The 25,746-nt window shown below is 62.8% G+C and carries 25 protein-coding genes; 10 read left to right on the forward strand and 15 right to left on the reverse strand.

Annotation, left to right across the window (positions count from 1 at the left end; translation table 11 throughout):
• The first annotated feature begins 418 nt into the window (after positions 1 to 418).
• Positions 419 to 1,609 carry a tetrahydrodipicolinate N-succinyltransferase N-terminal domain-containing protein gene (locus tag E2K99_RS17970; protein ID WP_134223089.1) on the forward strand — a complete coding sequence of 397 codons (1,191 nt, stop codon included), beginning with the start codon at positions 419 to 421 and terminating at the stop codon, positions 1,607 to 1,609.
• A 124-nt stretch (positions 1,610 to 1,733) separates the two neighbouring features.
• On the opposite strand, the gene E2K99_RS17975 is transcribed toward E2K99_RS17970, so the two are convergent.
• On the reverse strand, positions 1,734 to 2,657 hold the full coding sequence (locus E2K99_RS17975) for a DNA/RNA non-specific endonuclease (protein WP_134223090.1): 924 nt from the start codon (positions 2,655 to 2,657) through the stop codon (positions 1,734 to 1,736).
• A gap of 231 nt (positions 2,658 to 2,888) precedes the next feature.
• Here E2K99_RS17975 and E2K99_RS26120 point away from each other — a divergent pair, with 231 nt between their 5' ends.
• Positions 2,889 to 4,223, forward strand: a complete 1,335-nt coding sequence (locus E2K99_RS26120; protein ID WP_276321802.1) for a methyl-accepting chemotaxis protein — start codon at positions 2,889 to 2,891, stop codon at positions 4,221 to 4,223.
• A gap of 60 nt (positions 4,224 to 4,283) precedes the next feature.
• Here E2K99_RS26120 and E2K99_RS17985 read toward each other — a convergent pair whose 3' ends face one another.
• A complete protein-coding gene (locus tag E2K99_RS17985; protein WP_134223091.1) occupies positions 4,284 to 5,393 on the reverse strand; it encodes an alginate lyase family protein in 1,110 nt (369 codons plus the stop codon).
• Between the two features lie 236 nt (positions 5,394 to 5,629).
• Here E2K99_RS17985 and E2K99_RS17990 point away from each other — a divergent pair, with 236 nt between their 5' ends.
• On the forward strand, positions 5,630 to 5,866 hold the full coding sequence (locus tag E2K99_RS17990; RefSeq protein ID WP_039784455.1) for a hypothetical protein: 237 nt from the start codon (positions 5,630 to 5,632) through the stop codon (positions 5,864 to 5,866).
• A 14-nt stretch (positions 5,867 to 5,880) separates the two neighbouring features.
• Here the strand turns inward: E2K99_RS17990 and E2K99_RS17995 are convergent, their stop codons facing one another.
• On the reverse strand, positions 5,881 to 6,507 hold the full coding sequence (locus E2K99_RS17995; protein WP_134223092.1) for a LysE family translocator: 627 nt from the start codon (positions 6,505 to 6,507) through the stop codon (positions 5,881 to 5,883).
• A 225-nt stretch (positions 6,508 to 6,732) separates the two neighbouring features.
• Between E2K99_RS17995 and E2K99_RS18000 the strand changes: the two genes are divergently transcribed.
• Both E2K99_RS18000 and E2K99_RS18005 read left to right on the forward strand, forming a co-directional pair.
• Complete coding sequence (locus E2K99_RS18000) at positions 6,733 to 7,110, forward strand: response regulator (RefSeq protein WP_134223093.1); 378 nt, start codon at positions 6,733 to 6,735, stop codon at positions 7,108 to 7,110.
• A gap of 201 nt (positions 7,111 to 7,311) precedes the next feature.
• Positions 7,312 to 7,614 (forward strand): hypothetical protein, encoded by a 303-nt coding sequence (locus tag E2K99_RS18005; protein WP_034333405.1) that lies wholly within the window; start codon positions 7,312 to 7,314, stop codon positions 7,612 to 7,614.
• Between the two features lie 91 nt (positions 7,615 to 7,705).
• Here E2K99_RS18005 and E2K99_RS18010 read toward each other — a convergent pair whose 3' ends face one another.
• From E2K99_RS18010 to E2K99_RS18035, 8 genes are all read right to left on the reverse strand, one after another.
• Positions 7,706 to 7,891: a hypothetical protein gene (locus tag E2K99_RS18010; protein ID WP_240733748.1), complete on the reverse strand. Its 186-nt coding sequence runs from the start codon at positions 7,889 to 7,891 to the stop codon at positions 7,706 to 7,708.
• Positions 7,892 to 8,092: 201 nt separating this feature from the next.
• Positions 8,093 to 8,836, reverse strand: coding sequence for a hypothetical protein (locus E2K99_RS18015; RefSeq protein WP_134223095.1), 744 nt, complete (start codon positions 8,834 to 8,836; stop codon positions 8,093 to 8,095).
• Between the two features lie 61 nt (positions 8,837 to 8,897).
• Complete coding sequence (locus tag E2K99_RS18020) at positions 8,898 to 9,521, reverse strand: OmpA family protein (protein ID WP_310796371.1); 624 nt, start codon at positions 9,519 to 9,521, stop codon at positions 8,898 to 8,900.
• Entirely contained in the window at positions 9,514 to 9,981 is a 468-nt protein-coding gene (locus tag E2K99_RS18025; RefSeq protein WP_205703697.1) for a FecR family protein, read from the reverse strand. The genes E2K99_RS18020 and E2K99_RS18025 overlap by 8 nt, the downstream gene beginning before the upstream one ends.
• A 175-nt stretch (positions 9,982 to 10,156) precedes the next feature.
• Entirely contained in the window at positions 10,157 to 10,831 is a 675-nt protein-coding gene (locus tag E2K99_RS18030; RefSeq protein ID WP_134223097.1) for an SOS response-associated peptidase, read from the reverse strand.
• A 91-nt stretch (positions 10,832 to 10,922) separates the two neighbouring features.
• The gene (locus E2K99_RS25585) at positions 10,923 to 11,081 is read right to left on the reverse strand and encodes a hypothetical protein (RefSeq protein WP_166675081.1); all 159 of its coding nucleotides are present in this window, start codon (positions 11,079 to 11,081) and stop codon (positions 10,923 to 10,925) included.
• Positions 11,082 to 11,313: 232 nt separating this feature from the next.
• Entirely contained in the window at positions 11,314 to 11,436 is a 123-nt protein-coding gene (locus tag E2K99_RS26125) for a hypothetical protein (protein WP_255475323.1), read from the reverse strand.
• Between the two features lie 176 nt (positions 11,437 to 11,612).
• On the reverse strand, positions 11,613 to 12,992 hold the full coding sequence (locus tag E2K99_RS18035; protein WP_166675082.1) for an iron-containing redox enzyme family protein: 1,380 nt from the start codon (positions 12,990 to 12,992) through the stop codon (positions 11,613 to 11,615).
• 172 nt (positions 12,993 to 13,164) lie between these two features.
• Between E2K99_RS18035 and E2K99_RS18040 the strand changes: the two genes are divergently transcribed.
• Entirely contained in the window at positions 13,165 to 13,413 is a 249-nt protein-coding gene (locus tag E2K99_RS18040) for a DUF3297 family protein (RefSeq protein WP_034334548.1), read from the forward strand.
• Positions 13,414 to 13,623: 210 nt separating this feature from the next.
• Here the strand turns inward: E2K99_RS18040 and E2K99_RS18045 are convergent, their stop codons facing one another.
• Both E2K99_RS18045 and E2K99_RS18050 read right to left on the reverse strand, forming a co-directional pair.
• Positions 13,624 to 15,486, reverse strand: coding sequence for a methyl-accepting chemotaxis protein (locus E2K99_RS18045; RefSeq protein WP_276321803.1), 1,863 nt, complete (start codon positions 15,484 to 15,486; stop codon positions 13,624 to 13,626).
• Positions 15,487 to 16,137: 651 nt separating this feature from the next.
• On the reverse strand, positions 16,138 to 16,932 hold the full coding sequence (locus tag E2K99_RS18050) for a substrate-binding periplasmic protein (RefSeq protein ID WP_134224156.1): 795 nt from the start codon (positions 16,930 to 16,932) through the stop codon (positions 16,138 to 16,140).
• Positions 16,933 to 17,729: 797 nt separating this feature from the next.
• Here E2K99_RS18050 and E2K99_RS18055 point away from each other — a divergent pair.
• The 3 genes from E2K99_RS18055 (at position 17,730) to E2K99_RS18065 (ending at position 20,763) form a co-directional block, all read left to right on the forward strand.
• Positions 17,730 to 18,038 (forward strand): hypothetical protein, encoded by a 309-nt coding sequence (locus E2K99_RS18055; protein ID WP_034334554.1) that lies wholly within the window; start codon positions 17,730 to 17,732, stop codon positions 18,036 to 18,038.
• A gap of 138 nt (positions 18,039 to 18,176) precedes the next feature.
• On the forward strand, positions 18,177 to 19,082 hold the full coding sequence (rarD, locus tag E2K99_RS18060; RefSeq protein ID WP_134223099.1) for an EamA family transporter RarD: 906 nt from the start codon (positions 18,177 to 18,179) through the stop codon (positions 19,080 to 19,082).
• Between the two features lie 121 nt (positions 19,083 to 19,203).
• Positions 19,204 to 20,763: a sensor domain-containing diguanylate cyclase gene (locus tag E2K99_RS18065; RefSeq protein WP_240733749.1), complete on the forward strand. Its 1,560-nt coding sequence runs from the start codon at positions 19,204 to 19,206 to the stop codon at positions 20,761 to 20,763.
• Positions 20,764 to 20,890: 127 nt separating this feature from the next.
• Here E2K99_RS18065 and E2K99_RS18070 read toward each other — a convergent pair whose 3' ends face one another.
• Together E2K99_RS18070 and pepN are read right to left on the reverse strand one after the other, a co-directional pair.
• Positions 20,891 to 21,892, reverse strand: coding sequence for a class 1 fructose-bisphosphatase (locus E2K99_RS18070; RefSeq protein ID WP_039784418.1), 1,002 nt, complete (start codon positions 21,890 to 21,892; stop codon positions 20,891 to 20,893).
• Between the two features lie 75 nt (positions 21,893 to 21,967).
• Entirely contained in the window at positions 21,968 to 24,664 is a 2,697-nt protein-coding gene (gene pepN, locus E2K99_RS18075; protein WP_134223101.1) for an aminopeptidase N, read from the reverse strand.
• A 425-nt stretch (positions 24,665 to 25,089) separates the two neighbouring features.
• Between pepN and E2K99_RS18080 the strand changes: the two genes are divergently transcribed.
• Positions 25,090 to 25,743 (forward strand): DUF4136 domain-containing protein, encoded by a 654-nt coding sequence (locus E2K99_RS18080; protein ID WP_134223102.1) that lies wholly within the window; start codon positions 25,090 to 25,092, stop codon positions 25,741 to 25,743.
• Positions 25,744 to 25,746 lie beyond the last annotated feature (3 nt).

Consider the following 25,746-nt stretch of genomic DNA (forward strand, 5'->3'; position numbering starts at 1 on the left):
TCCTGCGTCGCATGGATCTTCGTTATGCCATGCCGAATAGCCCTCCTGAAGCTTACCTTCTGCCAGCGCCGCCCACAGATACCTGCGATGGAAACCCAAAAGGCCAGGAGAAGGAACTTCATTGCGAGTCCTCTACGATGGGCGTTTTTATGATTTGATTGGTAACGGCAAAACGGATCCAACCCTCGCACAGCTCGCTGACAAATAGCTGAGTACCCATGCTCAAGCACAATGCCGCTGAACTTCGCCAGCCATGAAGCGCGTGAGTCACCCGGACTTTCGCCACTTGGCTATTCGGCCCGGACAAACGGCATCGACTCCCCGCCAAATCAACAACGCCCTATCAAACGCGAAGCAACGCTAAAATAGCGCTCCCAACGCGCTATAACACTCAAGAAGCATTTCTCAGCAGAAACCCATGAACCAACCACAATCCACCTATCCCGCCACCGTAGACGCTTTCAAACAGGTCGTCGAAGACTTCAAGGCCAGCGCCGGCTACAAGGAGCCGCTGCTGTTCGCCGTCGGCAGCCGCGTCTTTACCGGCAATGGCACCCTGGCCTCCGTGCGCTATCCGGTCGTCAATGGCCCTGGCCAGAATACGGCAAGTGCAGCGATCTGGATGAAAGTGCTGCGGGTTACCCCGGCTGGCGTGCAGAATATCACGGTGTCCGCCGCCCAATTGACCGAGATCCTGGCCTATTTTGCCCCGTTCAAGAACGACGGCAAGTATCACGGCAACGTCATCGCGCTGGAACAAGCGCTGGAAGCCACCAAGGCCGGCCCGGCCAATCGCGTCGTCATCACCTTCATCTTCGATGACATCGATCCCCAAGGCGTGGAAGACAGTACCCTCAAGCTGTATGGCCTGAGCCATCGCTGCTTCAAGCCCAACCAGCTGAACCTGACCAAGGTGTTCACCAAGCTGCCCAATGTGGCCTGGATTGGCGATACCCCGATGGACGCCGAGGAAGTCGAGCAGTCCCTGATGTCGGCCGCTTTCGGCGATGGCAGCTTCGCACCGCACATGGTCGACAAATTCCCTCTGTATGTCCACCGCATCAATTCCCTGAAAATGGGCGTGCGCATCACCGATCAGCACAAGGTTCGCCTGGGTGCCTACCTCGGTGAGGGCACCACGCTGATGCCGGGTGCCAGCTACATCAATTTCAATGCAGGGACCGAAGGCGCTTCCATGGTGGAAGGCCGCATCAGCTCCTCCGTGCTGGTCGGTGCCGGTACCGACATCGGCGGCGGCGCGTCCACGCTGGGTGTGCTCTCCGGTGGCAACAACGTGTTCATCTCCCTGGGCCGCAACTGCCTGCTGGAAGTCAATTCCGCCCTGGGCATTCCGGTCGGTGATGCCGTCATCGTCGCGGCCGAAACCGCGGTCATGGCATCGTCCCGCGTCTCGGTGCAGATTGAAGGCCACCCGCTGAACGGCAAGGTGGTCAAGGCCGCAGAGCTGGCCGGCATCAATGCAGCGACGTTCCGCCGCAATGACGTCACCGGCGCCCTCGAAGTGCTGCGTACCGGCCGCAATATCGACTTCGCGAAAAAGCTGGAAGATGGCGAAGACATCCTGAACAGCGATCTGCACAAGAACTGACAGTCGCCACGCAGGATCCTTCAGTGCATGAAAAAAGCTCCTTGATCAGGAGCTTTTTTCTTGGGGATCACGATGTGGCGATATGAGATAAACCTGAACAGCTGCAGGAGATGGAGCCGGCCACTCAACCCCGCCCCGTCCCCTGCCCCAACAAGCGCAACCCGGTCTTCCGGACGAAGTCCTCATAAGTGATCGGCGCTCCCACCTCGGTATCAGCGCGATTGGCCTGTATATACGCCCATGACCTGCCCGTACTGGCGTCAACCACCAGCTTGAACAAGCGGGCCGGGACGGCAATGTGGCCCCGTCCGATCGTGGCCGGTGTCGCATCGAAGAGCGGCCCGGTGAACACGAAAACATCCCCGCTTGCCCGCATCACGTACTTGCGCGTATCCCGTTCGATCTTGGACCAGGGCCCGGAATTGTTCCGAGGATTCTGCGGGACCATGTTGGCCAGCGAAAAACTCTGGGCCATCGCCTCCGGTGTGGACATGTCGCCGGCCGGCGCCATGTGGCCGCGCGCATACCCCGATCCCCGGTAGTCGTCCAGTTCCGCGCGCTCGGCGCGCGGCAGCCGCGCCTCCGGGTAGAAGCGGTCCGTGCGATGCTGCTCGCGCGCATGCAGAAGAGCGGTCCGGTTCAGCCGCTCGACTACCACGAAGGGCGTCTTGGTCTGACTGTTGTAGAGCACCGCAAACGCGCTGAAACACAATTCCCGCAAATGCGCACCCGCAGGCAATTGCGGCGGATGCGCGCCGGGGAAGAACTGCGGACATTGCGCAAAACGCGCAACCGTGTGCCCCGGCTCGGCCTGCCGCACCGGGGCGGGCTCGTTCTCGGCCGGCAATTCGAGGTGCGGCAGACTGAAGCGCTCGCGCAGGCCGTCCGTCAGGTGCGGGTTGAGGACGCAACTGGCGATGCCGAAGACAAGGATCGTCGTGCTGGTGAAGGAAATCAGAAAGCGACTGAATGATCCCAGTCCCTTCTGCCGGCTTTTTTTGGAGGTGGCCCGCTTGCGGGGTGCTGCCTTTTTCTGTCTTGTTACCATGCTGGCGGCATGTTAACCCGAGTCGACTATTGTTGCCAGTTCATCAGGAAATCCCCGATGGATTTCTCCCTCGCGACTCATACAATGAGAAGCGGAATCGGGGCAGGTCCCGCGTGGCATGAGACAACGATATTCCTGCCTCTGCTGACGTCCCCAAGAATAAAACCGGAAGCATCTCGACGACGGCGATGAGATGCGTTTCAAGAACATTTTCAGGATCAGGCGCCCATCATGGCTTTCTTCGACTCGCTCTCGTTTTTCTCACGTCTCAGCAAACGCAAGGCCGACATGCTGGGTCAACTGGCCGCCATCGACAAGGCGCTGGCAGTCATCGAATTCACGCTGGATGGCAAGATCATCAAGGCCAACAAGAATTTCCTCGATCTCATGGGCTACACGCTGGAAGAGATCAAAGGCCAGCACCATCGCATCTTCGTCGCCGAGGAAGAGCGCAACGCGCCTGCCTATGCGCAGTTCTGGCAGAAACTGGGGCGCGGTGAATATGACCAGCGCCTCTATCGCCGCATTACCAAATCCGGACACGAGGTCTGGATCCAGGCGACCTACAATCCCATCATCGATGCCATTGGACGCCCCTTCAAGATCGTCAAGTACGCGCGCGACGTCACGCAGCAGCAGCTGCAGGCCGCCGATTTCTCCGGACAGATCACCGCCATCAACAAGGTGCGGGCGGTGATCGAGTTTGATGTGAATGGCAACATCCTGCACGCCAACAACAACTTCCTGCGCGCGGTCGGTTATTCGCTGTCCGAAATCGTGGGCAAGCATCACGCCATCTTCGTCGAGCCCGCCGAGCGCGCCTCGGCGCAATACCAGGAATTCTGGAAGCGGCTGGCGGCCGGCCAATACGATGCCGGCTTGTATCGCCGCGTGAAAAAGAATGGCGATGCGCTCTGGCTGCAGGCCAACTACAACCCTATCTTCGACATGGACGGGCGGGTATTCAAGGTGGTCAAGTACGCCACCGACGTGAGCATTCAGACCCAGGCCACGCAGACCCTGCAGGCCGCCGTGGGCGGGCTGTCCGAAGCATTGAGCACGGGCTCGGCCAGCGCGCAGCAGGCCAACGATCTGGTCAAGGCCACCTCCTCCATCGCGGAACAAGGCGGGGTGGTCATGCAGGAGGTCGTCAACAAGATGGCCGCCATCAACGCCAGTGCCGCCAAGATCACCGAGATCATCGGCGTGATCGACGAAATCACCTTCCGTACCAATCTGCTGGCCCTGAACGCGGCCGTCGAAGCGGCCCGGGCCGGCGAACATGGCCGCGGCTTTGCCGTGGTGGCCGGCGAGGTGCGCAGCCTGGCGCAGCGCACGGCGGCCTCGGCCAGCGAAATCAAGACGCTCATCAGCGGCTCGGTCAATGAAGCAAGACAAGGTACCGAGCTGGTCATGAATGCCGGCAAGACCATGAGCACCATGGTCAACTCCATCAACGACATCACCGGCATCATCGAGACCATCAGCACCTCCGCGAACGACCAGATCAATGAGATCGGGCAGGTCAACGAAGCGGTGACGCAGCTGCAGGTCCTGATGAAGTAAGCGCCGCGCGGCTACGAAAGCAGCGGCCTGTGCACCTCATGCGCAGGCCGCACAACTGGCTCAGCGCTTCGGCCAGCAAGTCAGCAGCGTGCCACCCGCCGGATCGAGCTGCCGTGCCACGCCTGCATAACGTTCGTCCAGCGTAGCCGCCATCGCAAACAGACGGGTTGCGCCCTTGGCCTGCCACGGTCCGGAATAGCCGGACAGGCCTGCATCACGCCGCTTGGCATCGAAAGGCACGCGGGAATGGACGAATTCCTCATGGGCCTTGCTGCCATCGGCATAGGGTAGCAGCCAGTCCAGCGCTGCCATCACGCTGCCGCTGCCGTTGCTCTTGTGCGTCAGCCATTGTTCTCCCCTGCCCTGCGCCACCTGCGCCGCCCGCACCAGCGGCTCCAGGTCATAGACCACATAGTGCAGGGCGTCGCGTTCCTCCATGTCGAGGGTGGAGCCATCGGCGCGGATGTTGCGTGCCACCTGGGCGTCGAAGGCCCGGCGCGCACGGCCCCACAGGCGATCGTCCTGCAGTGCGGCGGCAGCCAGCACCGCCAGCTTGACGCGATGCGAGTTCCAGTTGTTCTGCCAGCGTGGATCGCGCGGACGGAAGCCGCTCTCCATCTGCTGCAGATAGCCGTCCGCCAGCGTGCGAATGAAGCTGGCGGCCAGCTGGCGGGTGTCGGCATCAAGCGCCTCCCCGGCGATGACATAGGCATCGATGTAGGCATCGAGACTGGTCTCATCCACGGGATTGAAGTCAGGCTGGTAGATCTCGGCCCACGCCCGCATCAGGCGCGACAGTTGCCGCGCATCCTCGGGCGCGCGCCCGGCCTGCCACAACTGCGCGAGCTGGCGCATCAGCGGCCAGTCACGCTCGGCCTCGACACTGGCATCCCAGATTCCCTGATGGGGCAAGGTGCCTTCGGTATGGACGCGCGCAATGGCGCGCGGCTGCGGCGCGAGGTTCTTGTCGACTGCGCGGCGCAGCGCGCCGAGTTGCGCCGCAGACGGCGGCTGGCAGGACGCTTCGGCGTGAGTGGCCAGCGGCATCATGCTCAGCATCAATGAGACGGCGAGGGCCACGCAACGAGCATGGCGCTGCGCAGGAAGCGGCGGGCTGACCTGCGAAGCAGCGGATTTGGTATCCACCGGGCTGTGGCGATAGAAAGGCATATGGCGGCGTGTCGGCGACGAGGAAGGGACTCCCTTAACGCCGGCTCGCCAGCTTTGGTGCACGCTCGTCTGTGCAGTACTGCGGCTTGTATGGATCATGTCTGCTGGACCCGCCTGCGTCGCCTTGGTTAGAATGCACAGGACACTGTTACGGAAACAGTGACTCGCCTCTGCTACTTTCAGATTCGCAAAGCTGGCACCGGATTTTTCTTCCAGCGATTCAAATGGTCGACATCATGGATTGGGTCCCAATCGTCTTCATCATCTTCAAGGTCGCCGTGCTCGGCATCGGCATGTTCTACGCCATCAAGTGGCATTACGATCAGGGCAAGAAGGGCAAGCAGGCCGAGCGCAACGCAGTGCTGCGCGCCAGCGGGAAAGTGGCAGCGCTGTTCGTGATCTCGCTGCTGGTGCTGGGAGTGGCAACCTTTTTCATCTCCAGAATGATGGGGCTGGAGCTGAGCTTCTCCTGACGCCCCGCAGTTCCTCAGGCTGCCGGCCGCTTGGCCAATGCCAGCAAGGTCCCGAAAACGATCATCATGCCGCCGCTGATGCGGTTCATCCAGCGCAGACCGCGCGCATTCTGCATCAGTCCGGAGAGGCGCGTGCCGGCATAGGCATAGGCGGCGATGGCGACCACCTCCAGCGCCAGGAAAATCGCGCCCAGGGTCAGGAAACTGGATAAATAATTTTCCGGCACCACGAACTGCGGGAAGAATGCCGTAAAGACCAGGATGGCCTTGGGATTGCCGATGGCGACCAGAAACTCCTTGCGCACATAACCGGCAATACTGCGCTGCTGCGGCTCAAGCGGCTGGCCGCCCAGCTCCACCCTGGCGAAAAACAGTTTGCAGCCCAGCCAGATCAGATAGGCCGCCCCCAGCACCTTGACCACCGTGAACGCCATCTGCGACGCCATCAGCAGTGCGCCCATGCCCACCGCCGCCACCCCTATCATCAGCGCGAAGGCCACCAGCCGGCCGGCCGCTGCCAGCAAGGCCGGGCGCAGACCGTGATGGGCGCCGATGGTAATGGAGAGCAGATTGTTGGGGCCGAAGGCCATGTTCAGCGCAAAACACGAGGGAATGAACAGCAGCAGGCTTTCCAGAGACATCGCGGCTCCTTGGCAGATAAGGGCGACGCGTCGCGTCACCGGAGCCGGTATTCTAGCGGCACGCCACCTGACGCGCAGGTGAAGCACATATTCTTACGAGGATGTCAGCGCGATTTTCCCGCGATACAGGAATTGACTGATGCAACCATGATCATTTCGGTCACATAATCGCGGAGCCGTTCGTTCTGATCTCAGGACGTAGCCCATCCACCCGGAGATCGCTTCATGAATCCGAGCAGTCACGCTCGCACCCTGCTGATCGTTGAAGACAACAAGGATGTCAGAAACATTTTTGCAGAAGTCTTTCAAGGCGTCGGCTATCACGTGATCGAAGCCGGCAACGGGGAAGAGGCGCTGGCACTGATGGCCCATGAGCACACCGCAGTCAGCGTGGTCCTCACTGACCTGCGCATGCCAGTGATGGATGGCCTGGAACTGGCGACCCGCATCAAGGGCGATGAACGCTTTTCGGCCATTCCGGTGGTCCTGCTCAGTGCCACTCCCATGAGCAATTCCTGGCAGGCACTCGAAGTGTTCTCCGCCCTGCTCACCAAACCCTGTTCCTTCGAACACCTGCTGTCCACCATCGAATCCGTGCAGTAAGTCCGTGCAGCACGCTCATGCTCTGCCCCCGCTGAGCGACGACAGACGTCCGTCGGCCAAGCTGATGTATTGCATTGGAGACGCGTCCGACAGTCACAGCCGACAGGATCAAGGGAGCTTGGCCGATGTCTGCGGCGGAGTCAGAGGACGATGATGTAGTTACTGCGCACAAGCGCAGGGCATTCATCAAGGAGTGACATCATGTCGAATCAGAATCAAGGCAACAGCCGCGGTGGTTCCCACGAACAGCACGTCCAGGCAGGCCAGCAAAGCCACAAGAATGACCAGCAGAACCAGAGCAGCAGCGGCTCCGGCCAGCAGCAAGGTGGCAACACCCGGGGCGGCTCGCATGAACAGCACGTGCAAGCCGGCCAGCAGAGCCACAAGAACGACCAGCAGAACCAGAGCAGCAGTGGCTCCGGCCAGCAACAGGGCGACTCCAGCCGCGGCGGCTCCCATGAGCAGCACGTGAAGGCGGGACAGCAGAGTCACAAGAACAGCTGACAGCAACGCTGATCACGCTGCCTTCCCGGGCAGGCCCGGACACGCTCTCCAGGAGATGGAGCGCGCGTCCGGGCCTTTTTTCATTACGGTTTCAATGCAAGGCAGCGCGGGATTCGTCGCCCGCTGTCGGCTCGACCCTCGCCGGCAGGCTCTGCATCGCCGGCTTGCGCGAAAGCACACGCCACAGAAACACTCCGGTCAACGCCATGCCGACCACGACATAAGCCGCATAGAACGCAGCGAGATAGCTGCCGTAGTGCAGAAGGGACTGGATCATGGCCATGCTTCCTTGAGATGGAAGGTCGATGCAATGGCGTGATCTTATGTTTTATATCATTTCGCGAATATCAGGAAATTTCCTAGTTGTGTCGCGCACACGCCATTGATGAGCTATTCGATAGTCCACGATCAAACTCAACAATAAGCGATGTCCGAAAGACGGCGCATCCCTGCGTTCAGCTCCACCCGTCTGCGGAGATCAACGCTTCCAGAACATCCACCAAGGCGATGGCGCGGGCAACGCAGCAGTCGCCCCGGCGGACTGTTCCGGCTGCTGTGGCTGCGCCAGTGCGGGCGGCCAGCGCGTGGCGCCGTTGGCCGAACCGGCCAATGTCCAGCTGGCCACCTCGCTGATTGCCTGCTCTTCGTACAAGCCGGCCAGGTCATGCAGCAAGGGGCTCATCTGCCATGCCTGCCGCTGATCCATCACGGCCAGTTCCTGATACGCCGCGCGCAGCTGCTGCTCCAGCTGGCCCTCATCGGACATGCCGTCCAGCTCTTCCGTGTTCACCACGATGTTGCGCCGGGGTTCGGCTTCCAGGCGCGCGATCCAGTCCTCGTACAAGGCGTGGCGCTCCTCGCCCAGCACCGGACGCAGCATCGCCGAGCGCTGGCGCAGACGGGCGATGCCCGCCAGACGTTCGCAACCCAGGTAGGCAAAAGGACGCGGCGCATCCTCGTCAGCTTCCTCGTCGTACTCCTCATCATCGTACTCATCACCGTCCTCCGCGCCTTCAGGGCCTTGCTTGCCGCTGTGCTCGCCCTCGGTAGCAGGGCCGGACGTGACGTGAATATCGTCCCCGGAAAACAGGCACATCCAGAACAAGGGAAGGCGCGCGGTAGCCTCGTATTCGGTACCGATCATGGTAAAGAATTCGTCGGCCTGTTCCTCCGTGGGCAGACCCTCGAAGTCGGTGCAGTAGAGATAGACGCGATTGCCCATGTGATTCCCCTGAGAATGTCAGGACGACAGATGACGCTGCATCGGCAGCGTGCCGCCCGGCTCACCTGATCTTGATTTCCACGAAACGATTGCGCGGCTCGGCCACGCCGCGCTTCTGCGGCACACGCGGATCACGCGCCCCCTTGCCGATGACCTCGATGCTCAGGGCCTTGACCTCCGCCCGTTGCAGTTCACGCTCGATCAGGCGCGCGCGCCGCAACGACAAGGCGTCGTTGGTGGCATCGCTGCCGATGCTGTCGGCATGGCCGGTGAGGATGAATTCCCCGGCGGGGAATTCCTTGATTTCAGCGATGGCCTTCTTGAGCAATTCCTGCGAGGCCGGCGTCAGACGGTCAGTGCCCAGCTCGAACAGCAGATCGTAGCTGCGCGGACGCGCCGGCAGGCTGCGCATGACCTCGGCATATCGCCGGTCCACCTCGGCAGCGGACAGTGTCTGGGTCGGCGCGGGCTTGCCGCCGCGCGTCTCGACCGCTGCATAGGGCGAAGTCAGTGCCGTCTCGCCACTGGCCGTCCTGACCACGATGCTGCTGGCCGAGCCGTCGGCCTGCGGCAGCAGTACGAAACGTTCCGCCGGCCCGGCACATGCGGCCAGCAGCGCCACCACGGCCAGCAAGGCGCAGCGCATCAGCGGCCGGTACAGTGAATGGAGCGATGGCTTATTCACCGGCCACCTCCACGATGAAGTCGGTACCACGGATGCCGATGGTGGCCGTCGGGGTCGACAGACGCTGGCTCTCCGGCGAGTGCTTGCCGATCAGTCCCGACACGTAGCGCAGTGTGCCCTTGGTCAGGCGCACGGCAACGCTGCCCTCGTCGGTCTTGTCGTTGTAGGCAAATTGTTCGAGCAGGAACTGGCTGTTGGAGCCCAGGGAAATGAGCGTATCGTCGCGCAAGGTAAAACCGACCGCACTGGCGGCACCGGTCAGTACCCGGTCACCCGCATAGAGCCGTTCGCCGGTGGCCAGCGGGCGGGTCTTGCCGCTGCGCTCGGCGCGCACGTCGCCTTGCAGGACCTTGACGATGCCGGCCTGGCTGGCCGTGGCTTCCTGCGCACCTGCACTGCCCTGGCCCAGCAGCGAAGCGCTGGCCAGCAGCACGCCAGCCCACCCGGATGCCCTCCACATCGGCCCCGCCCTCTTGATCCGCATGCCGCGTTCCCCTGATGTTGTGATGATGACGTGAGTCCTGCCTGTGCCGCACCTGAGCGCGGCAATGATGCCACCGCGCAATTTCACAGAAAATCATGGGGAAGGTCAACAATTCTTTACATCTGGCGTGCGAAACGGCAGCGGCCGGCCCTTAAAAGAGCAACGAACCCTGCCCTGAGCTGCTCCGCGCTTCGCTCTTGGGCGCAGGCCAGGCCTTCATGGCGCTGGCGGGATAGTTGAGCAGCATCCTGCGCGCGTTTTCCGTATCACCGACGTTGAGCCAGTCCGCATAGTCGGCGGGCGGGATGATGACGAGGTTGCGTTTTTCCTCGCCCGGCTTGTGAAAACGATTCATCAGGGGATGCGCATCGGCATTGATGGTGATCTGGGTAAACGAAAATGCATACCCTCCTTCAGGCTCCTCCCAGGCGCGCCACAGGCCGGCCACGCAGAACGGCTGGTCGTCGGCCATGCCGATGGCCCAGCGCTGCGGGCGTCCGGCTTCGTAATTGGGCTCATAAAACCAGTGCATGGGCAACAGGCAGGTTTGCAAGGCCCGCCAGGGGCCGGCGTAGCTGCGTTTCTCGCCGATGGTCTCGGCGCGGGCATTCATGGTGGAGATCTGCAATCCGCCCTGCAGCTTGCGCCGGGGCATCATGCCGTAGGTGCCGACGATGAGTTCCGGCTCGCCCTGCAGCCCGGCCCGTACCACGGGGGCGGCGTAATCCTGCCAGGTTTCCTCTGGCCAGTCTGGCGTGGCGGAGGTGTCGGCACCGGTCAGCGCGGTGATGATGGATTTGGGAGTGGGCTTGTAGTTGACGCACATGGCAGGACGGATCCCGGTCGCAGCAAGGAGCCGCGATTGTGCCACAGCGCGGCAGCCGTGACGCAAGCGCCGGCTGCCGCCTCCGCCCGTTTCAGCTGAAGAGGCGTCCGATCAGGCGAGCACTGATGTGCAGCAGCATGGGAAGCGGCGATTCGTAGTCAGTGGTGCCGTGGAACAGACTCTCGGCACGCACGGCGGTGGCGGCCAGGCTCAGGAACAGGGCGGTGCAGGTGGTGGTGAGAATGCGCATGATGGTCTCCAGTGAAAGCAGGTTGCGTGGACCGGTTGGCCTCGGAGCCGTGGCTGGCCTTGGCGTTTCGGCATGGAGACAGCTTGCGCCGGGACCGTTGCGCTCCCATGTCAGCAAGGGCATTCCATATTGCAATTGAAATCTTGCGCGCAATAAAAAACCGACCGGCGAGGTCGGTTCTTCGGTGCCACACCCGCTGCGCGCAGCGGACTGGTGTAATCCTCCTGCTACCTCAGGCAGCTTGCTTGCCTTCGAGGATGGATTCTTCCAGGGCGATCAGGGATTCGATGGCGGCGATCAGCATGCCGATGCGGTGACGGCGATAGATCAGGCGTTTTCTTGCACGAATGTTCATGGTTTCTCCAGCAGCCGGCGGAGTGCCGGCGGGTTGACGGGTCGGGCCGCCGCCTCCGCGCCTGCAACTTCACATCGGCTGCGAGCGTGCATCCTGCGGGGCGGCCAGCGGCCAAGGCCCGACATTATAGCCGACTGCCGCGGCGCTCCCGTCACCGGCGCTGCGTGGCGCGGCGCTCACGCCACACATGCACGCCGGTAACGCTCGCTGTAGCGCCGCGTCGCCTCCAAACCGGGCACGAAATGATGCCGCCCCGGTGCCAGCTCGGCCACGAGCGCATCGAGATCGACCTCGCCCAAGGCCACGGCCGGCACGGCAGGGGCTTCGGCAGCGGCGTTCTCACGCCCGCGCGCCAGTGCGCGGAAGCTCGGCTGACGGCGGCCATCGCTCCACCCTTCCTCGATCCACTCACGGATAACCTGCTTTTCATAGCCCTCGAAGACCCCGAACATCTGGCCACCGGCGGCATCGATCAACCGCCAGAAGCGGCTCTCCTCGGCTGGCTTGCCCCGCGTGATCCACTTGGCCTTTTCCATCTCCGCCAGGAAGCTGGCCATGCCATCGGGCTGTTCCAGCCACTGGTTGACCGTCTTGCCGCCGATGCGGCAATAGTCCGAGTGCATCATGCGGCCGAAGGGCGCTTTCTCGGCCAGCACCCTGACCACCTCATCCTGCAGGACAAAGGAGTTGATCACGCCCAGCGTGCTCGCGCCCAGCTCATTGAGCAGATAACCGCGCCGCACGCCCTGCATGAAGGCTTGCGGATCCGCAGCCTGGGCGGCCGCCTGCGCAACCGCCTCGGCGGCCTTGCGGGCGTGTCCACTGGCGGCATTGTCGATGGTGACGTGCAGGGTGAAGTAATACGGGTCGATACCCAGTTCATTGAGTTCGTAGGCGGTGATGAGCAAGTGCAGCGGCAACTGCTCATAGCCGAGGTTGAAGCCGAACACCTCGGCCTCGAATTCCGCCCCGTGATGGGCCAGCCCCAGCTGGATGGCTCCTTGCACATAGTGTTCTTCGGACAGCGCCGGTCCGTGCTCGCAGCCGTTGGCGGCCAGCAGGCTGCGATAGAGGGTGACGTGATTCATGGCGGCATCGCCATCGCCCAGCTCTTCCAGATAGGTGAGGATCAGCGGACGGAACAGCGGATCACGCCAGCGCCGGATGGCGCTGTAGAGCCAGGCACCGTCGACCATCTTGGTCGGGCCCACGCAGCGCAGGAAATTGAGCGCATGGGCGCGGCCACTGAAGTAGCGGCGCGGCGCGCCTTGCTGGCGTTCCTTGAGATAGCTTTCATAGGCAACGCCGACTTCACCGGCGCGCGCTTCGATCCAGCTGGCCAATGCGGCGGGCTCCTGCGGCAGGTCGCAGGGCAGTTCTTGCGCTTCCTGCATCTGTTGCACAAGGTAGTCGCGGCCCATGGCCAAGGCGGCCTCGTCGGGCGTTGCGACGAACAGTTGCGCATACACGTGCGCGGCCTGCAGGCTGCCGGGCTGGTGGCGGTAGGCTTGGGCGGCCGAGCGGGCGGCCTGCATTTCCTCGACGGTAGATCGCATACATCCTCGCGCAAAGTCAGATGCATGGAGCATGCGCGCCAGCGCAGGCCAGCGCTATCAGCGTGCGGCCAGCCTTGGTGTCGGAAAATGCCCGGCGGGCGGTAGGAGGATGCAGCAGGGCGGCGTCGGAGGCCCATTGTCTTGGCGGTTCTTATGTCCGATAATCGCGCCCATGAACGATACCGCACAACGCCCCGCCCTCCCCGACCGCCTCAGCGTCGATCCCCGCAGCCCGCATTACGTTGCCGCCATCTTCGAGCATGACATCGGCATCAAGCTCAACGACAAGGAATTCAACAACGTCAGCGAGTATTGCATCAGCGAAGGCTGGATCAAGATTCCCGCCGGCCGTGCACTCGACCGCAAGGGCAATCCCATGCTGACCAAGCTCAAGGGGCGGGTTGAACCGTTCTATCGCTGAGCCGCGCGACACAGTCAGCGCCATCACATTTCTTTCCCGCATGCAAAAAAGTCCGCAGCAAGATGCTGCGGACTTTTCTTTTTGCGTGGCAGATCGGACAACACCCCGTCGGGATTCATCGACGGCATCGCTCAATCTGCCTTGATTGATCGATCGGGCAGATGATCCGTCCAGCCGATATCAGACCGGTACTGCCATCAGCCAAACCGATCATGCCGCCAGTGCTGCCCTTCCGACACGGAACACGGCCACCGCCTGCACCAGCTCGCGGGCCTGGCCCGAGAGGCTGATGGCCGCAGCGGCGCTTTCTTCCACCAGCGCTGCATTCTGCTGGGTGGTGCTGTCCATCTGGGTCACGGCCTGGCCGACCTGGGCGATGCCGGTGTTCTGCTCGGCCGTGGCGGCGTTGATGCCGACCATGATGTCGCTGACACGGCGAATCGAGGTCACGATCTCTTCCATCGTCTTGCCGGCCTGATCGGCCAGCTGCGTACCCTGCCCGACCTGGTCGACGCTGGCGGTGATCAGTTCCTTGATCTCGCGCGCCGCCGTGGCCGAACGCTGGGCCAGGCTGCGCACTTCGGTGGCCACCACCGCAAAGCCGCGTCCCTGCTCGCCGGCACGGGCGGCTTCCACCGCCGCGTTGAGCGCCAGGATGTTGGTCTGGAAAGCAATGCCATCGATCACGCCGATGATGTCGCTGATGCGGTCCGAGCCGGCGTGGATAGCCTGCATGGTCTGCACCACCTGCTGCACCACCGCGCCACCCTGGCTGGCCACCTCGGCGGCATCACGCGCCAGCTGGCCGGCCTGGCGGGCACCGTCGGCATTCTGCTGCACGGTCGATCCCAGTTCTTCCATGGAAGCGGCAGTCTGCTGCAGGGCGCTGGCTTGCTCTTCGGTGCGCTTGCTCAGGTCCGCATTGCCCTGGGCAATCTGGGCGCTGGCGGTGGCCACGCTCTCCGAATTGCTGCGCACACTGCCGACCACCATGCTCAGTTGCGCCGTCATGGCCTGCATCGCCATGAGCAGGCGCGCCACTTCATCACTGCCCTTGACCTCGACATGCTGGGTCAGGTCACCGGCCGATACCGCCTCGGTCAGGCGCACCGCTTCCGACAGCGAACTGGTCGTGGCACGGGTGATGGCGACCATCAGCCACAGCGCAGCCATGGCCAGCACCGCCAGCGAAGCACACAGCACGATCAGTTCATTGCGCAGGCGCGGGATCTTGGCTTGCAACTCGTCACGCATCATGTCGAAGGACGTCGTCACCAGCACGAATTGCGTATCGATGATGCGCGTCATGGTGGACACCCATTGCGGGGCCGGCATGGTCAGCTGATCGGCGCGCACGATGGCACTGTCGGCCAGTTTGAAGGCTTCGTCGGCCGCGGTGACGGCTGCTGCACGGGCGCTTTCCACCTCGGCCGGCAGGGGGTGGCGACCCGCTGCCAGGGTGAGCGAACGGCGGGCGCTTTCATAGCTGCGGCGGGCACGGTCGGACAGGTTTTCCAGGCGGGCACGTTCTTCCGCATCGGCCTGGCCGCGTCCCAGCATCACGGCACCGCGCGCACGGGCCTGGCCCAGTGCTTCGGTCAGTTGCGGCAGTTCGGACATGACCGCGCGCTGCACGTAGAACAACGCAGCCTCCGCTTCCAGCGCCAGGCCAGAACTGTTGGCCACGTCGTCCAGCAGGTCCAGCTCGCGCTTGATCAGTTGCGCATGTTGCACATTGCTCTGCGCGCCATTGATGGACTTGCTGGCGATACTTTGCGTGAGTGCGCGCCAGTCCGCATTGAGGCCATCGAGCGCATCGGTGAGGGCCTTGTCCTCCAACGGCTTGAGGCCGCTGCGCACACGGTCGAAGGTGGCATCGACTTCCTTCTGGCGCTCTGCGCGGCTGGCGGCTGCGCCGTCACCATCGGCCAGATACAGGGCCGACAGACCGCGATGCTGTTGCATTTGCTTGAGCAGCAGCAGCAGTTCCCGGCCGGGTGCAAGGGCCAGCGATTCACGCTGGGCAGTGGCGAGGTCATCGAGATTGCTGCGCACCAGGAGGGTGGCAGGCACGATGAATAGCATAAAAGCGAGTGCGCCGATGAGGACGAACTTGCGTGAGTAATTGAGATGATTGATCCAGGAGCGCATGATGTTGTTGGTGTTGGAGTGTAGACAGGGCCATCGTTGGCCGCTTGCGCTGTTGCGCGAGACGCTCCGTTGCGCCATCAAGCCGCGTCGTTGCGGCTTTTTGCAGTCGGGCAATTCTACGGATGCCACCCTGTTTTCCCTATGGATTTCAACAGTGGCGTCCAGTTTTGTTGTGCAATTCCGACCGTCTCGCCTCACATCGCTGTTCCCGATGCAAATACGAGTCCTGACTAGACTATGACCATGCTGGCAGAGTTCCGTACGGAAAGAAAAATTGGCATGCAAGCCTGCATGTGTCACCGGAACTCACAGCGTCTCATTGAAACTCACGCGGTCTTCCCGTGCGCGCGAGAAAAGAAAATCCGCCGCCTCTGCACACCGCGATGCGCAGCGCCGGAGACGGCGGATGTGAGAATGAAGTGATGAGAAGCGAGAACGCCGCAGCGCGGCGCATGGTTTGAACGCGCTCGCTGCACAGCATCGCTGCCAGACGGCTCTGGGAGATGGCCACAGTGAGCGGTTTACATTGTTGTGCAGCTGCCGGAAACGCAAGTGCAGCCTACGGGCCGGGCTTCATTTGGCGCGGCCAGTTTGATCGGGGTTGGCAGTGTCGATGCGCAAATCGGTTTCAAAACTCTGCAGCACAGCCCGCAATTCGCCGCTCTTCTGCATCGCTTCCAGCTGCGCGTTGATACGGGGCAGCAGCTTCACGCAGGGACTGGCCCGGCTCATGGCGATGTAGTTGTCACTCTCGCTGACGAAGGGGCGCAGCGGCATGAAGCGATCGGCCAAGCCGTTCTGGTTCAGATAGATCACGCCGTTGTAATAACCGGTGATGAGGTAGTCGATACGGCCCGAATCGAGCTTGGAGAAATTCATGTAAAACTTTTGCGACGTCTCGATGATGAGATTGTCACGCAGGAATTCATCGAAGCCGCCACCGAACTGGTTGCCCAGCGTGACGGCACCGCGCTTGCCGATCAGGTCCTTCCAGCCGCCGTAGGCGAAGCGCTTGTCGCGCGCCACGAAGACCGCAATCGGATTGGAAAACAGCGGCACCGAAGCAAAAGCCAGGTAGGACTGGCGTTCCGGCGTGTTCTTGAGCGAGGACACCATCGCCACTTGCCCGCTCTCAGCCTCCTTGAGCACGCGGTGGAAAGGACCGACGTAGCGTACCTCATAGGGAATGTTGAGCGCACTCAGGGCGCGCGTGGCGATCTCGATGCTGGCACCGGTGAGGCGCTTGCCGTCGTACCAGTGCAAGGGCGCGTAATCGGAATCGGCCGAGATGACGACCTTGCTGCATTCGGCAGCGTGGACCGTCAGCGGTGCGCTGAGCGCAGTCATTGCTGCCAGCACGGCCAGCATCGCGGTGCTTGTTGGTTTGGTCATGATGTCCCCCTTGTTCTGCTTCAGCACGCAACCCTGGACAGGCGGTGTGAGCAAACCCATGCGACTGAGAATACCCCGGTTGTGCCACCTGCCAAAACGCAATTCGCGCCGCTTGGGAGAGATGCGCATTTTTGCCACAGCGAGTCGCACTTCCCTGTCGCAGATCAGGCGGGCGTGGGGTCGAATGAGGCCGGATGGGCGCACATTGGTCCGACCCTCTGTCCGTCTGAACGCATTTGCCCACATTCTCACACAAGCTCGCAAAGGACATTTACTTAGCGTTTTGCCACTGCGCCAGAATGAGGCAGTGATACGTTTTGTAACGAAACCGGGGCGATGTGTCAGCTTGCAGGCTGACACGTCCGGCGCCTGTCACCGCGAAAATGACTCGCACTTTGATCATTTGCACAGGCCGCATTGATGCGGCCTGTGCATGGATGAGCTGGATTGCACTCAATTCTGCATCAATCGAAAACCCTGGATTTGCGCTCGGACGCCGATCAAGCCGGCTGTCAGACGCGCGCGAAATGTCCGACAAGAACATGCTGGGCTTTCCGACTGTCGCGGCGCTGCGGTCTTCCTATGATGAACCCAAGTTTTCAGGCAATGCAGGCCACCCGACACATGTTTTCAAGTCTTATCGTGCCGTGCCTGCTTTTGGGAAACGAAGGCCAACCTGCGGATGCATGCATGATCGTATCCGCCACTGCAACTGAAGTCCCGATTGCATTCAGCGCCATCGAATGCACAACCAAGGATAAAGGAGAACAGCCATGACCAAGACCTTCCTCACCGCCGCCGTACTGGCCGCTGCCACTTTCGCCACCGGTGCCTATGCCCAGTCCTATGACCAGGGCGGCAGCTCGATGCAGGGCGCGCAGCAGCAGCAATACGATTCGTCCTCGCAGTCGCAGTACTACAACTACCAGGGCCAGCAGACCGCCTCGCCGGCGGCCATGCAGGAAAGCGGCCAGAATGGCCAGTATGTGGACCGCAAGAGCTATGAAGTCCCGAACGGCCAGCCCAACAACTATGCACGTGAACAGAAGGACGGCCCGCTGGGCACTTCCCCGGGCGCATAATTTCCTTCCTCGCGTCGACCTCAAAGCCCCGGCTTCGGCCGGGGCTTTTTGCATGCGCGCGACCCGCAGCCCCGGCTTGCCGTAGAATCGCGCTTTTGCCGGTGCCTCTCCCTCGCGCCGGACGCACCTGGTCCTGCGATGAACCCTCAACTTGTCGGCCGCGGCATCGGCTTGTCCGTGCTGGCCTCTTCCCTGTTCGCCTTCCTGTCCGGATACACCCGTCTGCTGGCCCCGCTGGATGGCACGGACATCTTTGCCTGGCGCATCCTCATCACCCTGCTCTGCGTGCTCGGCCTGCTGGCCTGGCGCAGCGAATTGCCCCGGCTGCGCGCGGCCATGGCCGAACTGCTGGCCAGCCCCGCGCGCATCGCATTGCTGGTACTGATGGCGGCCCTGCTGGCCCTGCAGCAATGGCTGTTCCTGTGGGGCTCGGTCAATGGCCGGGCGCTGGAAGTCTCGCTGGGCTACTTCATGCTGCCGCTGTCGATGGTACTGGTAGGCCGCTTCCACTATGGCGAGAAGATGGATCTGCTGCAGCGCCTGGCAGTGCTGTGCGCCTGCGTCGGCGTGGCGCATGAACTGTGGATGACGCGCGCCTTCTCCTGGCCGACGCTGGCAGTGGCGCTGGGCTATCCGCCCTACTTCATGCTGCGCCGACGCATCCGGCTCGATTCCATGCTCATCTTCGCGGTGGAACTGATGGTGCTGGCGCTGCCCTCCCTGCTGGCCCTGGTGCTCAGCCCGGCCACCGGCCCTACCCTGCGTACCCCCGCCATGTGGCTGCTGCTGCCCGGCCTGGGCATTCTCAGCATGATCGCCCTGACCAGCTACCTGCGTGCCGGCAAGCTGCTGCCGATGGGGCTGTTCGGCATCCTCGGTTATGTGGAACCGGTACTGCTGGTCCTGGTGGCCATGGCGGTGCTGGGCGAAAGCCTGCAGCTGGCGCAACTGGGCACCTATGTGCCGATCTGGCTGTCGGTGCTGCTGACCGCACTGCACAGCGTCAAGCTGATGCGCCGGCCGGCGGTGCAGCCCACGAATTGAAGGCTTTTTCACGGACTGATCGCGGCCAGTACGGCTGAGCCATCTCCTTATACTGGTTCAAACGGTCCACCCTGGGGAGGGAACAGACCGGCCGGGAGGGGAGACACGGACGATGCGGCCAATGCTGGCAAAGGCAGGGCGGGTAGCGCGCCATTCCGTGGCGCGGCGGGCACGGCTGTTCGTCGCGCTGATCTGCGTGGCCATTGCCGCCGGCCACGTCTGGCAAAGCCTGGCCGCGCGCACGGTGCAGCTGGACAACACCCGCATCTATTCCGGCAACATCGCGCGTGCCCTGGCGCGCCATGCCTATGACGTGTTCCAGGCCACCCACGGCGCGCTGATCAACATCAGCGATCGTATCGACGAGGCCGGCATCTCCCATGCGCAGCTGCATGCCATGAGCCCGATCCTGCGCCGTCTGGCCAGCGAAATGCCGCAGCTCGACGGGCTCTACATCTTCGACGAGCACGGCAATCGCGTGGCCAGTTCCTCGCCGCCGCGTGCCAGCGATGCCAACAACAGCGACCGCGCGTATTTCATCTACCACCGCGATCACGACGATCCCGAACCGCACATCCATCCGACCCTGCTCAGCCGCAGTACCGACCAGTGGATCATTCCGATGTCGCGCCGCCTGAATCATCCGGATGGCCGCTTCGCCGGGCTGCTGCTGGCGACATTGCGGCTGGACCACTTCAACGCCCTGTACCAGACCGTGGAGATCGGCCGCGACAGTTCCATCCTGTTGCTCCTGCGGCCCGGCAAGGTCCTGACGCGGCAGCCTTTCGATCCCGCCTTCATCAATCGCGACCTGAGCCTGGACCCGGCCATCGGCGAAGCGCTTGCCAGTCCAACCAGCGGCCATGTACTGCTGCATTCGCCGCTGGACGACATCGATCGCTACGTGTCGTACCAGCCGGTACAGGGCTTCCCGCTGATCGTCACCGTGACCACGTCGAGGGATGAAGCGCTGGCCCCGTGGCGGCAGCAGACCATCGTGTATGGTGCGGCGGTGCTGCTGTTGCTGATCATCATCGGGCTGTTCGGCTGGCGGCTGATCGGACAGATCGAGCTGCGCCTGGTGGCCGAGGATCGCGCGCTGCAGGTGATGGGCGAGCTGCACCAGGCCAACCAGCGGCTGGAGCAGCTGGCGCATCAGGATGGCCTGACCGGCCTGGCCAACCGCCGTCATCTCGATACCGTGCTGGCGGCGGAATTCCGGCGTGCCGCACGCAGCAAGTCGGCACTCTCGCTGATCATGATCGATGTGGATTTCTTCAAGCAGTACAACGACCTCTACGGCCACCAGGCGGGCGACGAATGTCTGCGCCGCATTGCCGCCGTCCTGCGCGAGCGCCAGCGCCGGCCGGGCGATCTGGCCGCGCGCTATGGCGGCGAGGAAATGCTCATGCTGCTGCCCGATACCGATGCCGCCGGTGCGGTGCAGGTGGCGGAAAAGATCCGCGCCGGCATCCAGGCGCTGGACCTGCCCCATCGCGGCAATCCGCGCGGCGTGGTCACGGCCAGCGCGGGCGTGTGTGCCATGGAATTGCTGCCAGCGGGCGAGCGCACCGTGGAAGACTTGCTGGGGCGCGCCGATGCGGCCCTCTATGAAGCCAAGCATGGCGGGCGCAATCAGGTGCGGCTGGCGCAGGCGGGAGCGCCATCGGCACAGAGCTGACACGCGCGCAGCAGAATCACGCACAGAAAAACCTGCGGTAAACCGCACAGAAAAGCGGGCATAAAAAATGCCGCCCGGTGCAAACCGGGCGGCATGTTCTGCAGCAGGCGAGTGATTCGCCGGACGCTTATTCCTTGTGATAGGAGGTCACGCGCTCCACTTCATTCTTCGAGCCCAGGAACACGGCCACGCGCTGGTGCAGCTTTTCCGGCTGGATGTCGAGGATGCGCTGCTGGCCATCGGTGGCGGCGCCACCGGCCTGCTCGACGATGAAGGCCATCGGGTTGGCTTCGTACATCAGGCGCAGCTTGCCCGGCTTGCCCGGCTCACGCGCATCGGCCGGGTACATGAAGATGCCGCCGCGGTTCAGGATGCGATGCACGTCGGCCACCATGGAGGCGATCCAGCGCATGTTGAAATCCTTGCCGCGCGGACCGGTGGAGCCGGCCAGCATTTCATCCACGTAGCGAGTGACCGGCGGGAACCAGTGACGCTGGTTGGAAGCGTTGATGGCGAATTCCTTGGTGTCTTCGGGAATCTTGATGTCCTTCTGGGTCAGCACCCAGGCGCCCATTTCGCGGTCCAGGGTGAAGCAGTGCACGCCGTCGCCGGTGGTCAGCACCAGCACGGTCTGCGGGCCGTAGACGGCATAGCCGGCAGCGACCTGCTTGGTGCCCGGCTGCATGAAGTCCTGCTCGCTGGGTTCGGTCATGCCTTCCGGGGCCTTCAGCACCGAGAAGATGGTACCAATGGAGACGTTGACGTCGATGTTGGAGGAGCCATCCAGCGGATCGAACATCAGCAGGTATTCGCCCTTGGGATAGCGGTTGGGGATGCGGTGGATGGTCTCCATTTCTTCGGAGGCCATGGCTGCCAGGTGGCCGCCCCATTCATTGGCTTCCAGCAGGATCTCGTTGGAGATCACGTCCAGCTTCTTCTGCACTTCGCCCTGCACGTTCTCGCTGCCGGCGCTGCCCAGCACTTCGCCCAGCGCGCCCTTGCCGACCGCATGCGAGATCGACTTGCAGGCACGGCCGACGACTTCGATCAGCAGGCGCAGTTCGGACGGGATCTTGTTGTGCAGACGCTGCTGCTCGATCAGGTGTTGCGTGAGGCTGATACGTTTCATGGTGGTCTTCCTTGCAGTGGTTTTTATTTAATGAATCGGATGAATGAGTGAGGGGTCAATTATCTGTCTGACAGATCAATCGGCCAGGGCCTTGGTGATGACTTCGGCCACATCGCGCGAGAGTTTGGGGGTAGCCGCAACCTGTTGCAGGGCCAGGCGCATCTTTTCCTGCAGCGCCGGGGTGTACTTGCGCCAGCGGTCCAGGCTGCGCGCCAGGCGGGCGGCCACCTGCGGATTGCTGCCGTTCAGGGCGATCACCTGTTCGGCCCAGAAGGCATAGCCGTTGCCGTCCAGCGCATGGAAAGCCGAGGGGTTGCCGTTGCAGAAGCTGAAGATCAGGCTGCGTGCGCGATTCGGATTTTTCAATGTGAAGGCCGGATGCTCGGTCAGGGTGCGCACGGTGTTCACGTCGGCATTGCGGGCGGTGGCCTGCAGGGTGAACCACTTGTCGATGACCAGGGCTTCCTGTTCGAACTCGGCATAGAAGCGCTGCAGGGCTTCGCTCTTGCCGGGGGCGGCGCTGTTCAGGACCGCCGAGAGTGCGGCCAGGCGGTCGGTCATGTTGTTGGCGTCCTGGTCCTGCTGCTGGGCCAGGGCCATGGCTTCTTCATCATCCAGCTCGGCCAGGTAGGACAGGGCCACGTTCTTCAAGGCACGGTGACCGGCCGAAGCGGCATCAGGGCTGTAGGCACCGGGAGTCTGGTGGGCGCGATACACCGCCAGCAGATCATCGCGCAGTTCGCGCGCCAGCGAGCGGCGCAGGAACTGGCGCGCCACATGGATGGCGTGCGGGTCGATGACTTCCATCTGTTCGGCGATCATGGTTTCCGACGGCAGGGTCAGCACCAGTTCGCGGAAGGCCGGGTCCAGCGACTCGTCCTTGAGGGTGGCGCGCAGCGCTTCGGCCAGGGCACCATCGTGCTCGATGTTGTTGAGCACGGTATCGACCGCCACCACATGGCCGGACTGGCGTGCGGCCTGCACGGCCACCGTCAGGTTCAGCAAACGGCGCGTGGCCAGGCGCTGGCCGGCTTCCCAGCGGTTGAAGGCATCGCTGTCGTGGGCCATCAGGAAGGCCAGTTCGGCATCGCTGTAGTCGTATTGCAGGACCACCGGCGCGGAGAACCCGCGCAGCAGCGACGGCACCGGTTTTTCATCGACATTGATGAAGGTGAAGCTCTGCTGGGCCTTGGTCAGTTCCAGCACGCGGGTGGTGGCGCCGGCCTTCTTCTCGCCTTGCAGGGTCAGCGCCAGGTCACGGCCCTGCGCATCCAGCAGGCCCACGGCCACCGGAATGTGGAAGGGCTGTTTCTTCTTCTGGCCGGGCGTGGCCGGGCAGCTTTGTTCCAGCGTCAGGGTCAGGGTCTTGCGCTTGGCGTCGTAGTCCGCGCTGGCTTGCACCAGCGGCGTGCCGGCCTGGCTGTACCAGCGTTCGAATTGCGACAGGTCGCGGCCATTGGCGTCGGCCATGGCGGCACGGAAATCGTCGCAGGTCACGGCCTGGCCATCGTGGCGCTTGAAGTACAGATCCATGCCCTTGCGGAAGCCGTCACGGCCCAGCAGGGTCTGGTACATGCGCACCACTTCAGCGCCCTTTTCGTAGACGGTGACGGTGTAGAAATTGTTGATCTCCACGAACGAGTCGGGACGCACCGGGTGGGCCATCGGACCGGCATCTTCCGGGAACTGCGCCTGGCGCAGTACGCGCACGTCATCGATGCGCTTGACGGCGCGGCCGCTGTCGCTGCCGATCATGTCAGCCGAAAATTCCTGGTCGCGGAAGACGGTCAGGCCTTCCTTCAGGGACAGCTGGAACCAGTCGCGGCAGGTGACGCGGTTGCCGGTCCAGTTGTGGAAATATTCGTGGCCGACCACCGCTTCGATGTTGGCGAAGTCGACATCGGTGGCGATGCGCGGGTTGGCCAGCACGTACTTGGTGTTGAAGATGTTCAGGCCCTTGTTTTCCATGGCGCCCATGTTGAAGTCGCCCACTGCCACGATCATGAAGCGGTCCAGGTCGAGATCCAGGCCGAAGCGTTCCACGTCCCAGGTGATGCTGTTCTTCAGCGACTCCATGGCGTGCTGGGTCTTGTCGAGGTTGCCCTCTTCCACCCACACCTGCAGCAGCGCATCGCGGCCCGAGTGCAGGCGCACGGTTTCTTCCTGGCAGACCAGCTGGCCGGCCACCAGGGCGAACAGGTAAGAAGGCTTCTTGAACGGATCTTCCCACTTCGCATAGTGGCGGCCATCGGGCAGCTCACCCTCTTCGATCAGGTTGCCGTTGGACAGCAGCACCGGGTAGCGCGCCTTGTCGGCACGCAGCATGACGGTGAATTTGGCCATCACGTCCGGACGATCCGGGAAATAGGTGATCTTGCGGAAACCTTCTGCCTCGCACTGGGTGAAGAAATTGCCGTTGGACACGTACAGGCCCATGAGCGAGGTATTGCGGTCCGGATGGACCAGGGTCTCGATCTCCAGCGTCACCTTGGCCGGGGCGGCGGGGATGGTCAGCACGCCGCCGGCGATGCGGAAATCGCCCTTTGCCTGCGAGAGCGTCTTGCCGTTCAGGCGCAGGGCCACCAGTTCCAGCTCTTCGCCGAAGAGGATCAGGTCGCGGCCCTTGGCGGCCGGGTTGCGGGTCAGGGTGATGCGGGTGGCCACATGGGTGTCAGCGGGATCGAGGTCGAAACCCATCTCGACGGTGTCAGCCAGGTAATTGGGAGCGGCGTAGTCTTTACGGTAGATCGTCTGGGGCGTATCGGTGCGCATGGAGGCCTGTCCGGGAAGGGAAATGGAGGTCAGAAAATGAGGGCTAAAGTGAAGGCTAAGACAGCAGGAAGCCAATTCAGGTGCAGCAAAAACCCGATTTTACCAATCATCCCGCACTGCGCGAATGGAATCGGCCGGATTTGCCGCGCTCGTCTCCATCAGGGACTGTTGGCGGGAAGCATGGTTCATATCGGCCTCCGGCCGGTACAATGGCGGAACCGGCCCTTGCCCCAGATTGGGGCGAAGCAGGCAGGCGCAGCGGGGGTTTCCGGCTGTCGCTTTCCACGCGGGATCAAAATGGCCGCGCGCAAGGTCTGACGAGGCAAGGTTTTTGGCATTTTGCTTCATATCGCCCCGCAAGCGCCCTTCCCACGGCATCCCAGCCTTCTGCCCGGTGCCCGGCTTTTTTCTGATGGAGTTCGTTCATGAAACGCTGGCTTTATCCCCTTCTTGCAGCGGCCAGCCTGCTGCTGTCCGGTTGCGCCTCGATGATCGAGAGCAACGTCACCTCTTTCCACGCCTGGTCGCCCGACTACAACCAGCGCGCCTATGCCTTCGCGCCCGCCAAGGAACAGGAGAATGACCTGCAATACCAGAACTACGCCGGGCTGATCCGCCAGGAGCTGCAATTCCTCGGCTTCACCGAGGCGCGCGATCTGAAGTCGGCGCAATTGCAGGTCAGCTTCGGCTACGGGATGAATACCGAGCAGGTGGTAGTGAGCCGGCCGGCCTATGATCCCTTCTTCTACGGGCCAGGGCCGGGCTGGGGGCGCTTTGGTCCGCGTCCGTTCGGCTTCTACGGCCCTTACGGACCGTTCTATGATCCCTTCTGGTATGGCGGTCCGATGCAGACCACCAGCTATCCGGTCTTCCTGCGCCGGCTGCAGATCGGCATCAGCCAGGCCAGCGACGGCAAGAAGCTGTTCGACGTCGTGGTCGACAGCGAAGGCCAGCGTGCCGGACTGACGGCCGCCATGCCGGCCATGGTGCGCGCGGCCTTCGAGGATTTCCCTGGTCCCAGCGGCGTGACGCGCCACATCCGCATCAAGGTGGACAAGAACGGCCAGCCGGAGAACTGATCC

It is taken from the genome of Herbaspirillum huttiense (assembly GCF_004367745.1).
GTDB lineage: Bacteria > Pseudomonadota > Gammaproteobacteria > Burkholderiales > Burkholderiaceae_D > Herbaspirillum > Herbaspirillum huttiense.